This window comes from Rhizobium grahamii CCGE 502, from assembly GCF_000298315.2.
GTDB classification, from domain to species: domain Bacteria; phylum Pseudomonadota; class Alphaproteobacteria; order Rhizobiales; family Rhizobiaceae; genus Rhizobium; species Rhizobium grahamii.
In genome coordinates this window covers 27616-40255 of the sequence record NZ_AEYE02000008.1, presented here as the reverse complement: position 1 = coordinate 40255, position 12640 = coordinate 27616, and the positions used below count along the sequence as shown (strand labels likewise).

The 12640-nt window shown below is 61.2% G+C and carries 14 protein-coding genes; 2 read left to right on the top strand and 12 right to left on the bottom strand.

From position 1 onward, the window contains the following. Positions 1-15: 15 nt before the first annotated feature. Complete coding sequence (locus tag RGCCGE502_RS05975; RefSeq protein ID WP_016553266.1) at positions 16-945, bottom strand: peptidoglycan-binding domain-containing protein; 930 nt, start codon at positions 943-945, stop codon at positions 16-18. Continuing rightward, the gene (locus RGCCGE502_RS05970) at positions 917-2449 is read right to left on the bottom strand and encodes a sensor histidine kinase (RefSeq protein ID WP_016553265.1); all 1533 of its coding nucleotides are present in this window, start codon (positions 2447-2449) and stop codon (positions 917-919) included. The genes RGCCGE502_RS05975 and RGCCGE502_RS05970 overlap by 29 nt, the downstream gene beginning before the upstream one ends. A gap of 461 nt (positions 2450-2910) precedes the next feature. On the opposite strand from RGCCGE502_RS05970, the gene RGCCGE502_RS05965 reads away from it, so the two are divergent. Together RGCCGE502_RS05965 and RGCCGE502_RS05960 are read left to right on the top strand one after the other, a co-directional pair. Continuing rightward, positions 2911-3399: a DUF5330 domain-containing protein gene (locus tag RGCCGE502_RS05965; RefSeq protein WP_016553264.1), complete on the top strand. Its 489-nt coding sequence runs from the start codon at positions 2911-2913 to the stop codon at positions 3397-3399. Positions 3400-3604: 205 nt separating this feature from the next. After that, positions 3605-4027 carry a SufE family protein gene (locus RGCCGE502_RS05960; RefSeq protein WP_016553263.1) on the top strand — a complete coding sequence of 141 codons (423 nt, stop codon included), beginning with the start codon at positions 3605-3607 and terminating at the stop codon, positions 4025-4027. A 15-nt stretch (positions 4028-4042) separates the two neighbouring features. Here RGCCGE502_RS05960 and RGCCGE502_RS05955 read toward each other — a convergent pair whose 3' ends face one another. The 10 genes from RGCCGE502_RS05955 to RGCCGE502_RS05910 all read right to left on the bottom strand — a co-directional run bounded on the left by RGCCGE502_RS05955 (position 4043) and on the right by RGCCGE502_RS05910 (position 12258). Further along, entirely contained in the window at positions 4043-4843 is an 801-nt protein-coding gene (locus RGCCGE502_RS05955) for a DUF6456 domain-containing protein (protein WP_016553262.1), read from the bottom strand. Beyond that, the gene (locus RGCCGE502_RS05950) at positions 4836-5264 is read right to left on the bottom strand and encodes a helix-turn-helix domain-containing protein (RefSeq protein WP_016553261.1); all 429 of its coding nucleotides are present in this window, start codon (positions 5262-5264) and stop codon (positions 4836-4838) included. Before RGCCGE502_RS05950 ends, RGCCGE502_RS05955 begins: the two co-directional genes overlap by 8 nt. 217 nt (positions 5265-5481) lie before the next feature. Beyond that, positions 5482-5913, bottom strand: coding sequence for a Ros/MucR family transcriptional regulator (locus tag RGCCGE502_RS05945; RefSeq protein WP_016553260.1), 432 nt, complete (start codon positions 5911-5913; stop codon positions 5482-5484). A gap of 443 nt (positions 5914-6356) precedes the next feature. Continuing rightward, positions 6357-6689 carry a monovalent cation/H(+) antiporter subunit G gene (gene mnhG, locus RGCCGE502_RS05940; protein ID WP_016553259.1) on the bottom strand — a complete coding sequence of 111 codons (333 nt, stop codon included), beginning with the start codon at positions 6687-6689 and terminating at the stop codon, positions 6357-6359. Continuing rightward, positions 6686-7063 (bottom strand): cation:proton antiporter, encoded by a 378-nt coding sequence (locus RGCCGE502_RS05935; RefSeq protein WP_016553258.1) that lies wholly within the window; start codon positions 7061-7063, stop codon positions 6686-6688. Before RGCCGE502_RS05935 ends, mnhG begins: the two co-directional genes overlap by 4 nt. Beyond that, positions 7060-7533: a Na+/H+ antiporter subunit E gene (locus tag RGCCGE502_RS05930; RefSeq protein WP_016553257.1), complete on the bottom strand. Its 474-nt coding sequence runs from the start codon at positions 7531-7533 to the stop codon at positions 7060-7062. The genes RGCCGE502_RS05935 and RGCCGE502_RS05930 overlap by 4 nt, the downstream gene beginning before the upstream one ends. Then, positions 7530-9086 (bottom strand): Na+/H+ antiporter subunit D, encoded by a 1557-nt coding sequence (locus RGCCGE502_RS05925; RefSeq protein ID WP_016553256.1) that lies wholly within the window; start codon positions 9084-9086, stop codon positions 7530-7532. Before RGCCGE502_RS05925 ends, RGCCGE502_RS05930 begins: the two co-directional genes overlap by 4 nt. Beyond that, positions 9087-9464, bottom strand: a complete 378-nt coding sequence (locus tag RGCCGE502_RS05920; RefSeq protein ID WP_016553255.1) for a Na+/H+ antiporter subunit C — start codon at positions 9462-9464, stop codon at positions 9087-9089. After that, on the bottom strand, positions 9464-9883 hold the full coding sequence (locus RGCCGE502_RS05915; protein WP_016553254.1) for a Na+/H+ antiporter subunit B: 420 nt from the start codon (positions 9881-9883) through the stop codon (positions 9464-9466). The genes RGCCGE502_RS05920 and RGCCGE502_RS05915 overlap by 1 nt, the downstream gene beginning before the upstream one ends. Further along, positions 9880-12258: a putative monovalent cation/H+ antiporter subunit A gene (locus tag RGCCGE502_RS05910; RefSeq protein ID WP_016553253.1), complete on the bottom strand. Its 2379-nt coding sequence runs from the start codon at positions 12256-12258 to the stop codon at positions 9880-9882. The genes RGCCGE502_RS05915 and RGCCGE502_RS05910 overlap by 4 nt, the downstream gene beginning before the upstream one ends. Positions 12259-12640: the final 382 nt, after the last annotated feature.

Here is a 12640-nt window from a genome sequence, read left to right as displayed (position 1 = left end):
TGCCCGGTCGCCTTGTCAGAGTGCGCCGATTTCCTTGAGCTTTTTCAGAACGGCCTCGCTGGGCTCACCATTCTCAGGCAGGTTGTAGTGCTTCTGGAAGTGGCGAATGGCGGTGCGGGTCTGTTCGCCGGGCACGCCGTCGACCCCGACGTTCGCGTAGGCCATGTTGCTCAGACCCTTCTGGATCTTCAGCACGAGATCGACGCTCTCCAGTTCCGCCGACTGTGCCATTTTCCTTGCCGGTGTCGGAGCGGTTTTGATGGTCTTCTCGGCACTGCGGATGGCAGCGGCGACCGGATCCTCGGCTGAGGCTTTCGACGTGACGTCCGCGGGCGGCTTCTCCAGCGGCACCGTCGAAGGGCCGACCAAGTCGGTCCTGAGTGCCGCCAGCACCTCTGGCGTCGCATCGCCCGTCTGTGGCATGCCGACGGTTTCTTCGAAGAACAGGATCGCCGCGCTGGTGCGCGGACCGATCACACCGTCCGGCGTGCCGTTGTAGAGGCCACGACGCACCAACTCGCTCTGGATATCCATGACGATCCGGCTCGGCTGCTGACCACCAGGGGCTACCGGTGTCGCATTTGTCTGCGTGGCGTCGGCCTCGTCCTGTCGTTCAATCTTGAAGGTGGTGACGTTGCCGCTGTGCTCCTCGATGGCCGTGCGCGCGCCGAGCACGTTCGGAAACAGCGGATCGCGTGTGCGCAGAAAGGGGTGCGGGTGCGCGCCCGGCTGATACCAGAGCGCGTTGGCGGCAACGAAACTGAAGATGACCAGGAAGGCTGCGGTGCCGCCGGCAACCGATGGGTTGCGGCCAATCACGCCGCCAAGCGCGCTTGCGCCCTGCAACCCCAATCCGCCAACGACGGACGCCCCGGTGAGAAGCAGGCCCGGCCGTTTTTGCCGACCCCGCCTTCCCTTAGGCGATTTTCGCTTGCTCGCGGCCATCGAAAAGCCCCTCTTCCAAAACACCGACCGCCGTCGGTGCAGCCTTCAGTCGCGGCGGGAACTCGACAAGATCGTTGCGGGCCGTACCCGCAGCCGGAATGCCGGATCCGTCCGCTGCAATCGAAATCGTGATGATGGTGCCGGCGCCCGGCGTGCTGGCAATTGCGAAGTCGCCGCCATGCAGCGCCACCAAGCCCTTCACCAGCGACAGACCAAGCCCCGTCCCTTCGAATCTCCGGCTATAGTCGTTCTGGATCTGGACGAAAGGTTGGCCGAGCATTTCCAGCTTGTCGCCCGGGATGCCGATGCCGGTGTCGCTGACGCAGAGGTTCAGAACGCCGTCGCGCATCGACGCATCGATCGAGATCGCGCCGCCCGCATCGGTGAACTTCACGGCATTGCCGACGAGATTGATGAGGATCTGCTGGATCGCGCGCTGGTCCGCAATCACCTCGTCGAGACCGCGCTGCACGCGGCTCGTCAGCGATACACCCTTGGTTTTCGCCTGCAGCGCCAGCATCGCCTCACAGGCGCGAACAACCGATGCAATGTCGAAGGGTTCGAGGCAGAGTTCGTAGCGACCGGCTTCGATCTTGCTCATGTCGAGCATGGTGTTCACGACCGAGAGCAGATGCGCGCCAGAATCCCGCACAAGGCCGACATACTCCCGCTGACGTTCGTTCTCGAACTTGCCGAAATACTCGCCGAGCAGGATGTCGGAGAAGCCGAGGATAGCGTTGAGCGGGGTGCGCAGTTCGTGGCTGACGGCGGCAAGAAACCGCGACTTTGCATCGTTGGCCGAGCGGGCATCGGCGGCGCGGTTCTGCGCGTCCTGTCGCAACTGCTGCTCCAAAGAGACATCGCGAAGCTGGGCAATCACGCTGAAGAGCACGCCGTCGCTATCCTGTCGCGCTGTCAGGTCGACACGCAGGTAGGCAAACTGTCTGTTGTCGCGCGAAACGGATGGCCGTTCGAGGCGCAGGTCGACGGTCGCAGCCTCCTCGCCCTGGCGGAGTTGGTCCAGCGCCTGCAGAAAGAGGATGCGGTCGGAGACATGGATCTGATCGACGAAGCCCTTGCCGATCGGATCGCGCATCCAAGCGAGGTACTCCCGCTTGTCGCGACCGCCAACAGTGGTGACGTTGCCCTGCGGATCCATGAAGAAGGCGAGACCGGCGATTGCCTCCATGAAGAAGTTTTCGGCAACGGGTGCTCCCGCCTCAGCTGTCGCCGTGCTCTGACGCGAAAGCGCGATGCTCCCCACCGCCGAGAAAAGAAAAGCCGCGCACACGGCCGCCACCCCTACGGGCAGTGCGACGGCGGGGCCGGTAACAAGAGAGAGACCAACGGGCGCCGCAACGAGAGCGGCCGACGACAGCAGAGCCAATCGGCGCAGGATCATCAGTTCGCGCTGGCGCGCGGCTGCACCGCCTCCTGTCCGGGAGAGCCAGCTTCCAGCCGCCCGGTCCACGAGGGCTGCCGCCCGCTCTGCGATCTTACTCATTACACGCACGCAATACCCGCCCCAAAAAGGCTCTTTACCAAGGCGGACAATAGGCCTTGGGCGCTTAAGGAAAGGATAAGGGAAAAGCCGCCTCCACACCTCAAAAGCGCGAAATGTCCCGTTTTCGGGCATCTGAAGGCGGCTTTGAATTTTACGGTTAATGGGCGGTAAGCGACGGATTTCGCTGACATTTCAGCTCATCGTTAACCTTTGTGGCAGCTTCGCCGCAAGGTTTGCCTGCAATTACAGGAGAAGGCCTGCCACATGCTTAACGACAGTCGCTACAATTTGACTGAAATGTGGTGCAAATCCCGTTCATTAAAATTCGAACTAAATTTGCCGCAAATGCCGACGAGTTTCGAAAACTGGCATTCGCAACTCTGCTCTAAGGTCAAAGCACACCGGAAGACCGGACCGATTCGGCAGCAAGACCGAACGGGAAAACAGGATGGGCAACGACGATGTGGTTTCTGATCAAAGGATCATTCTGGTTCGGACTTGTGCTCGTGCTCTTGTCGTTCTTCAGCGGCGAAAGCCCGACCAGTTCGCAGCCGAAATTGCAGTTTTCCGACGCCTTTGTCGCGGCGACTGGCGCCTATGACTACGTGACCGGCATGTGCGGCGAGAAGCCGGAGGTCTGCGTCAAGGGCGCCGAGACCATGGCTGCGCTCGGTCACCGGGCCCGTGAAGGCGCCCGTGTTGCCTATGAACTCCTCGACAGCCGCTTTGGCGACGACACGACAGCCAAGCTTGCTGTCGCAGCGAATACGCCGGTCGCTCCTGTCGCAGCACTGGCACCGTCCCATGCGGAAGCGCAGGTGCAGGAGCGGACGGCAGCGCTGAACCAGCCGATGCCTTACCGCCCGCCGGTTGACGATGCCGATGAAAGCCATTCCGACACCGTGACGACAGGCACGATTCCGCTGCCGACACCGCGCCCGGCCACCTGAGAATTTCGCGGGATTTCCCGCAACCAAGCTTGCACCGGCGATCCGCAAAGCTGCCTAAAGTCCCGTGCCTGACGTGCCTGCCCTGTTTATTTTCAGCTTTTGCTGCGCCGCGAGGATGCCCATCCTTCGCGGCGTTTCTTTTTAATGGTTCAAATCTGGCCGCGTTTCACCTATATGAAATCCTGATAACGAAAGGCCAGAATACATGACGTCCCTCGAGCAGATCCTCGAAGATTTCTCCTTCCTCGACGACTGGGAAGACCGCTATCGCTATGTGATCGAGCTCGGAAAGGCGCTTCCCGACCTGCCAGACGACAAGAAGACGTCGGCCAACAAGGTGATGGGCTGCGCCAGCCAGGTCTGGCTCGTTACGCACACCGAAGGGGACCCCGACAATCCCGTCATGACCTTCGAGGGCGACTCCGACGCGCATATCGTGCGTGGACTGGTGGCGATCGTGCTGGCGACCTACTCCGGCAAAACCGCCTCCGAGATCGCCGCGCTCGACGCCTTCGACGTGTTCTCGAAGATCGGCCTCGTCGAGCACCTTTCCTCGCAGCGCGCCAACGGCCTGCGCTCGATGGTCAACCGCATCCGCGAGGAAGCGCGCGTGCGCGCGGTGGCCTAGCTGCCAGCCGCACCATCACGAATAGAGTTCGGGTCGATACCCCTCGGCACCCCAATGCTCCACGCGGGCCCGACGTGCGGGCGTGGGCGGATTGTAATGCCGTGAGAGCGCCATCAGCGCGGTGCGCAGCATCAGCTTGGCGGAGCGCACCGGCCACTGACGCTCTCGTTCCACAGTCTCCAACCCCTTCATGAAGCAGCAGACATCAAGTGCCACTCCGGCAAGCTCCGGTCCCATGGCCTCGAGCGCACGATTGACCGCGACCCGCGCGGCAATTGCACTGTCGGTTAGATCGGCCATGCCGCCACGCTCTCCTTTCGCGCGGCTTGCGTGGTGCGGTTCCCAGGAAGCGGTGACCCGCGGCTGCAACTGGCCGCGCGTAAAATCCGCAAGCAGCCGTTCGCCGGCGGCGAGTGCTGCCGCCGACAGGAAGGGCCCGCCGGTCTTTTCCTTCAACCGCGCAAGGCCCGATAGCGGCGATTCCTCCCGGTTGATCCGTACTGGCTGCCGCCGTCCGTCGCTGACCTCGGCCACGGCATGGTCAATTGCGCCGTGTTGTTCGATGAAGGCTTCCTCCCTCAGGGACGCGGCCCGCCTAAGATAGGAGCGCGCGGCGGGGGCGAGGTAAATCCAACCGTCCGTCCGGCTGACGAGCCCTGCCGACACCGCCGCAGCCAACAGGGATTGAGACACGATGTGAAGCGCGCCATCGCCCAAATGCAGCGACAGGGCCGAGCCCTCGCATGCTTGCTCACGGGCCTCGCCACGCGCAAGGAACCTCAAAAGCTTCACCATGGCCTTATGCGCATCACTCATTTCCAAACACTCCATTCGATCGGAAAACAGAAACGATCGTCCGTTCGACGACCGCGACGAATTCGTCGAACGCCGGATCATCACGACGATCCTCGACCACGTGGCAGGCATGACCGACCGTCGTGCGGTCGCGTCCGAAGGCTTTCGCGATCTCGCAAAGGGGGATCTGAAGGGCGACGTGGCAAACATACATGGCGATCTGCCTGATATGGCAGAGCGTGCGGCGGCGATCCCGACGCATCTGGATGCGATGGCTGGCAAGCATGACCATCTCGGTGGTGATCTGGGCGCAGATGCGGCAGACAATGCGGACCGGCACCGTTGCGGGAGGGGGAACGAAACCGGAAGCGCTTTGACTTGTTATCGCCTCGGGGAAGGACGGCGCAGAAGCGCCCGGCAAAGTGAAATTGGCAATCGGCATATGAACACTCCCACAAAATAGGAATTAATTCATACATCCTACACGGCAATGAGGACGAACAAAAGCGCTCCTCTGCAACTTTCTGTTGATCCTCCTCGTCAATTTCCTTAAGAGGCGGAAATGAATAGGATTATTTTCCACATTCATTCCGATCCCAAAAACACAAAAGCCGGGCTTCCGCCCGGCTCTACAGGATCAAATCAATCCTTGGCAACGATCAGACGCGGCCGCGCTTGCGGCGCTGGCCGAGACCCATTTCCTTTGCGAGGCGCGAACGCGCTTCAGCATAGGCTGGAGCTACCATCGGGTAATCGACAGGAAGTTCCCACTTTTCGCGGTACTCTTCGGGCGACAGGCTATGGTGGGTCATCAGGTGACGCTTCAGCGACTTGAAGTTGCCGCCGCATTCCAGGCAGGTGATCTGCTCATCCTGAACAGACTTACGCACTGATACCGCCGGCTTCTGCTTTTCGACAATGGCCGTTGCAGGTGTTGGCGCCGACGTATTGCTCAGTGCTGAATGCACGTCCGAGATCAGGTTAGCCAGATCGCCAACTGGGACCACATGATTGCTGACATAGGCGGCAACAATATCTGCGGTAAGCTCCACCAGCAATTCCGGCCCGCTACCGGCTGCAGTATCCGTCATAATACGTTTCTCCTGTTTCAATGCTCCAAAGGTCCAAGCCTCGTCAGCCAAGACCGTCATCGTAGAGCCAACAGCAAAAAACTCAGGCTACGGCTACCTGTTTCGAAAAACTGAAATCCACCCCTAGATTCCTGAGGCCGAAACCCGTTTCTTATACTGCCCGATTTCGAATTAGTACGTTGTCACGCAGGCTACTTCCTCAATTAAACAGTGAAATGCAAAGCCAACGAGGAAATAAGCAACGTGATTCTAATTCAATATCAGAACTCTACTTGGACATCCAAATATCACCGTTTTGCGAAAACGCCAATTATTATTTCGTATATATCTACCGAAAAATGCCCAACTCGCAAGAATTGTCTGCACAAGACCCAAACATTAACCATTAAGAAATCTGCAAAAGGGTGCAAAAATCAACTTAAAATACTGAATCGGAAGCGCTCTCATCTTTCAACTAGATCATCACGCACCGATTGAGGCCCAAGACGGTACCCTGTTTGATGTGCTGCCTTCGCCAGAAGATGTGCGGCGACCGGTGCCGTTAACAGAAAAAAGACGAAACCGGCCAGCGCTCGCGCAAAGACTGCAACCTCGCCCGAGGCGATCCCCGCAGCAACCAGCAGCATGCCGGAACCGACCGTTCCAGCCTTGGAAGCGGCATGCATCCGCGTATAGAGGTCAGGCAGGCGCACGATGCCGAGAGCGGCGACAAGTGCGAAAGAGGAGCCGGCAAGCAGCAGGAATGTGACGGCAAGTGCTACCGCATAGTCCATCATGCCCTACCCTTTCTTCCGTTTGCGCGGCTGCGTTTGGCTGCTACTTGGGGCTTTTTCGGGGCACGTGCCGTTTTTTCGCTGTGCCGTTCTGCAACAGTGCCGCGAGACATCACGAAACGCGCAAAGGCGACCGTCGCCAGAAAGCCGACCAGACCTAGCGAGATGGCGATGTCGATGTAGAGGCTGAAGCCGGTCTTGACCGCCAATACAGCGATGAAGCCGATCGCCGTGCCCGAGAGCGTGTCGAGAGCCAGGATTCGATCGGGCAGTGTCGGGCCGGCAACCACCCGCCAGCCCGCCAAAAGAAAGGCAATGCCGAGGATGACGAGAGCGATCGCGGCGGCTGCAGAAATGATGGCTAGCGGCGAGATCATCGGAATGCCTCCAGGATCCGCCGCTCAAAACCGTTGGCGATGTCGTGCTTGGTTCCCTCCGGATCGGAGCAGTCCAGCGCGTGGACGTATAACGTCTTGCGGTCGTCTGACACATCGACGGACAGCGTACCCGGTGTCAGCGTAATCATGTTGGCGAGAAGCGTGATCTCGAAATCGCGGTCGACGGTGAGCGGAAAGGCAAAAATGCCGGGCTGCAGCCGCATGTTGGGCGTCAGCACCGTGACGGCGACCTTCAAGGCCGAGTGCGCCAATTCCTTCAGAAACAGCAGGCCGAGGAGCACGATCGACCGCGAGCGGCGAAGGTATCCCCGGCTGCCATAGGGTTCGCGGACCACGGACAGGCACAAGGCGGCCACCATGAAACCGAACAGGAGATTGTGCGGCGAAGCGCTGCCGGTGACGGTAGCCCAGGCGATGGCCAAGAGGACGTTCAACAGCAGTGCAATCATGGCATCCGTCCGCCCGGGAAGACTGACTGAAGATAGGGCGTCGGGTCCGTTAGGCCGGTCGCTGCTGCCTGCGCCATATCAAGCAGCTGCTCGGGCAGGATGCCGAAAGTGACGACAAGGGCGGTCAGGATGATGAGCGGCGGTCCCGCCCGCCAGCCGATGGAGGCGGCCGCCTGTGGGGCGGCTGCCGGCCGCCAGTAGGCGAGCAGGAAGACGCGCCCGAAGACGACCGTCAGCAGGAAGCCGCCGATGAGGATCGCGGCGGCCAGCCACCAGGCGCCGACGTCGATCGATGCCCTGACCAAAATCACCTTCGGCCAGAAGCCGGAAAAGGGCGGCAATCCGCACGCGGCCACGAAGAGAATGAAGGAGATCGCGGCAAAACCGCTGTTGCGACGGTAGAGGCCGCCGAGCCCGGCGAGAGAAAAACTGCCGGCAAGGGCGGCAGCCTGCCCGGCCTGGAGATAGAGCGCCGTCATCAGGACCATGGAATGCAGCGCGTAAAAAATCGCGCCGGACAGGCCGCCGGGCGTGCCGAGCGCTATGCCGACCAGCATGTTTCCGATGCCGGAGATGACGACGTAGCCGAGCAGTTTGCGGATATCGTCTTGCGCCAGTGCACCAAGCGCGCCGACGACGATGGTCGCGGCCCCGGTTGCCGCGATCAGCAGGCTCAATTGCTCGCGCTCGACCGGCAGCAGCATGACCATGATGCGAATGAGGGCGTAGACACCGACCTTGGTCAGCAGACCGGCAAACAGTGCCGACACGACGATGCGCGGCGTATGATAGGAGGCCGGCAGCCAGAAATTGACGGGAAAGGCCGCAGCCTTCATGGCGAAGGCGAGCAAAACGAGCGCCGCCAGCGTCACCAGCGGCGCCCTGTCGCGCACACTCTCCACCTTGCCTGCGATATCGGCCATGTTGAGCGTGCCGAAGACCGCGTAGACGATACCAACCGCGATCAGGAACAGCGTCGTGCCGATCAGGTTCAGCACCGCATATTTCATCGCCCCGTCGATCTGCCCGCGCTCCGAGCCGAGAATCAGCATCCCGAAGGACGAGATGAGTAGCACCTCGAACCAGACATAGAGGTTGAAGACGTCGCCCGTCAGGAACGCGCCGGAAACGCCTGCCATCAGAAGCAGCAGGAAGGGGAAGAAACCGTATCGCCGGCCGCTTTCCGTAACGTCCTTCAGTGCATAGAGACCGCCCGCAAACGCCGCGACGGCAGCGGTCAGCGCCATCAGCGCGCCGAAGAGATCGACGGTGAACGCGATGCCGAAGGGGGGAAGCCAGCGTCCCATGACCATGGTCAGCGGACCATGCGCGACGACCTTTGCCAGCAGCGCGGCATCGAGCAAGACCAGGACGCCGAGGCCCGGAATGGCGACCTGCGCCTGCAGCCGCAGCGAGCCGCGCATCATCAGCAGCACGGCGCCAAGCGTGATGCAGAGCGCGACAGGTGCAATGACGAGCCAGTTCGCCAACGGCACGGGCGCTGTGACCATCGCAGCCGAGAGATCGGTGATCGTGTTTGCCGGAGCCGCCATCTAATACCCCATCGGCGGCAGCGGTGGATCGACGGGCTCGGCGACGCGCATCTCGTCGGTGTTATCGGTGCCGATATCCTGATAGGCGCGATAGGTCAGCACCAGCAGGAAGGCGAGGAAGGAAAACGAAATGACGATCGCCGTCAGGATCAGCGCCTGCGGCAGCGGATTGGCGGCGCCGTCGGGGAGCGTATCGAGGTTTGCCGGGATGATTGGCGGCACCTCGCGCGTCAATCGTCCGGCGGTAAACAGCAACAGGTTCACCGCGTTGCCGAGGATGGCGATACCGAGCATGATGCGGATCGAGAATTTCGACAGCATCAGATAGATCGCGCCGGCGAAGAACAGGCCGACGAGGATCGCAAACAGCGGCTCCATCACTCGACCTCCCTTTCTTCAAGCGCCAACGCGATCGAGGTGATGGCACCGACAACCACCAGGTAGACACCGATATCAAACAGCATGACGGTCGAGAGCGGCACCTCGACGCCTGCGATCTCCGGATAGATCCACAGCCCGGTCATGAACGGTACGGAAAAGACGATCGACAGCAGGCCGGCACAAGTCGCCATAAGAAGACCGGTGCCCGCGATCGACAGCGGATGGAAGATGATGGCGCGGCGCACGGCACCGACGCCGCGGGCAATGCCGAAGATCGCCAGTGCAGAGGCCGCAATCAGCCCGCCGATAAAGCCACCGCCCGGCTCGTTGTGGCCACGCAGCAGAACGAAGACGGAAAACAACAGCATCAGAGCTGTCAGCACCGGAGCGATGGTCCGGAAGATCAGCGTATTCATGGGCGCTCGACTCCCAAATCCTCGGGCGCATCGGGATCGTTTTCCGCAAGCTTGCGCTCGGTCTGCGCGCGGATGCGAATGAGGGCGAGGATCGCGAGGCCTGTGATGGCAACGACGGCGATCTCGCCGAGCGTGTCGGTGCCGCGAAAATCGACGATGATGACGTTCACGACGTTGGCGCCGTGCGCGATGGTCTTCGAGTAAGTGTTGAAGAACTCCGTCAGCGCATTGTTGAAGGGCCCTTGCGTGGCTTTCATCAGAAGCAGGGCGAAGCCAGAACCGCAGGCAATCCCGATGCAGCCATCCAATATCTTCTGACCAAGCGGTCGTCGATCGATGGGCGACAATTGAAGGCGCGTCATGACCAGCGCCAGAATGACGACCGACAGGGTCTCCACCATGAACTGCGTGAAGGAAAGATCCGGCGCGCCGAACAGCAGGAAGATGATGGCGACCGAGAAGCCCTGGATGCCGAGCGAGACGATCGCCGTCAGGCGGTCACGCGCAATGACGACGCTGAGGAGGCCAAGAACGGCGAGCAGGAAGATGGCCCATTCGTGGATCTGGACCTGATGCGGCCAGACCGGCAGCGCCGGCATTTCGCCGTAGAGCCAGAGTGGAACGAGCAGGATCGCGGCGACGCAGAGGAAGGTGCAGGTGATATAGAGTTCAAGTCGCCCCGGCTGGACGAACCGCGTTACGCGCACAGACAATCTGATCAGGCCGACAATGAAGTAGTCGAAGCCACGATCCGGTCCCGGGCCGAGCCTGGGCAATATCGTCGCCATGGCCAGACGCGCCTCGTCTATCCGCCAATAAACGAGCGTGCCGAGCGCAATCGTAAGAGCGGACAGAAGCAGCGGCACGCCGACATGCGGGATCAGAGAAATCTCGATCACGCTCGACGATCCACGAATAGCGGACGCCGTCGGAGACGAGATGTAGTGATGCGCCGTTGCGGAAAACACCGCACCGACCAGGCCCAAGAGCGCCAGCACGACGGGACCGACCCACAGCAACGGCGGTGCCTCGTGCGGGTGCTTGGGCGTTGCAAGGACTGGCCCGAGGAACGGCTTCAGCGCCACGGCGAAGCCGACCGCGAACATCAGCGTATTGCCTGCCACCGCAACCAGCGTAAAGGCGATCGATCGCGGGTCCGGATGTGCCAGCGCGGCGTAGATTTCTTCCTTGGCGAGGAAGCCGAAGAACGGCGGCAGGCCACCCATGGAAATCGCCGCGGCAAGTGCAGCCGCAAAGGTCAGCGGCATCGCCGTCCTCAAGCCGCGCAGTTTGGTGATGTCGCGCGTGCCGGTCTCATGGTCGATGATGCCGGCAACCATGAACAGCGCACCCTTGAAGAGGGAATGCGCCACGAGGTAGAGCGCCGCCGCCTCGATGGCATAGGGCGCGCCGAAGCCGGTCAGCAGCACGAGAAGGCCAAGCGACGAAACGGTCGTGTAGGCGAGTTGCAGCTTGAGGTCGGTCTGGCGGATTGCAAGCAGTGTGCCGACGATCAGCGTCACGCCACCGAAGAGCGGCAACAAGGTTTCCCAGGCCGGTGTCCCGCCCATCACGGGATTGAACCGCATCAGCAGATAGACGCCCGCCTTCACCATTGTTGCCGAGTGCAGGTAGGCCGAGACTGGCGTCGGCGCCTCCATCGCGTTCGGCAGCCAGAAGTGAAACGGGAACTGCGCTGATTTGGTGAAAGCGCCGCAGAGGATAAGGATTAGGATCGCCAGATAGTATGGATTGGCGCGCAAGAGATCGCCGGACTGAAGCAGCGTCGAGAGATCAGTCGCGTTTGTTGTGCTCCAGATCAGGAGCAGGCCTGCCAGCAGCAGGAGGCCGCCGCCGCCGGTGACGACGAGCGCCTGCAGGGCGGCGCGACGGGCAGCCTCGCGCTCGTGGTCGAAGCCGATCAAGAGGAAGGACGTGATCGACGTCAGCTCCCAGAAGATGAAGAGCATCAGCAGGCTGTCCGAGACGACGAGGCCGAGCATGGCGCCCATGAACAGGAAGATAAAGGAGAAGAAACGCCCCTGATCCGGGTGCCCCTTGAGGTAACCACCAGCGTAAAGGACGATCAACGTGCCGATCCCGGTAATCAGCAGCGCGAACGTCAGCGAAAGACCGTCGAGCAGCCAGGAAAAGCGGAGGTCGAAGCTCGGCACCCAGGCATAGCCACCTGTTATCACCTCGCCGCCTGCTATGACGGGCAGCAGGCTGGCGAAGTGCACAAAGGCAAGCAATGGCACGAGTGCCAATGGCCAGGCGGCGTTTGCACCAAAGACGCGGACAGCAAAGGGAGCAAGGACGGCGCCGAGAAGTGGCAGACACAAGGCCGCAAATGTCAAAGCCGTGACACCGGCCATGTGCCCTCCCCTGCTGGCAATGCTTCGTGGAGCCGGCGAACGCCGGAAGTTCTGTCAGGTGTACGAGAACAGAAGCGCGGTCACAAGTCTTGTTCGCTCGGGAGCAACCGCCAGCGGTGGATACTCACAGGGAACCGGTCATCCGTGTCGATAGACATCGCTTCGAGCGTCATCGAGGCATTTGTTGAAGCGATTTCACCCTGGAAGGTACGGGACGCTTTACACCTTCGCGCACGACCGGCCTTCTTAAACACAACAAAGGGATTGCCGTTTCGCTAGGCCGGGTGCCGCCTCACGCTGATCCGCATCCCCTTGATCCATCCGGCATTCCGCACCACATTGCTGGCGAAAAAACCATGCCGTACCCCCCGGCACGAAAGGA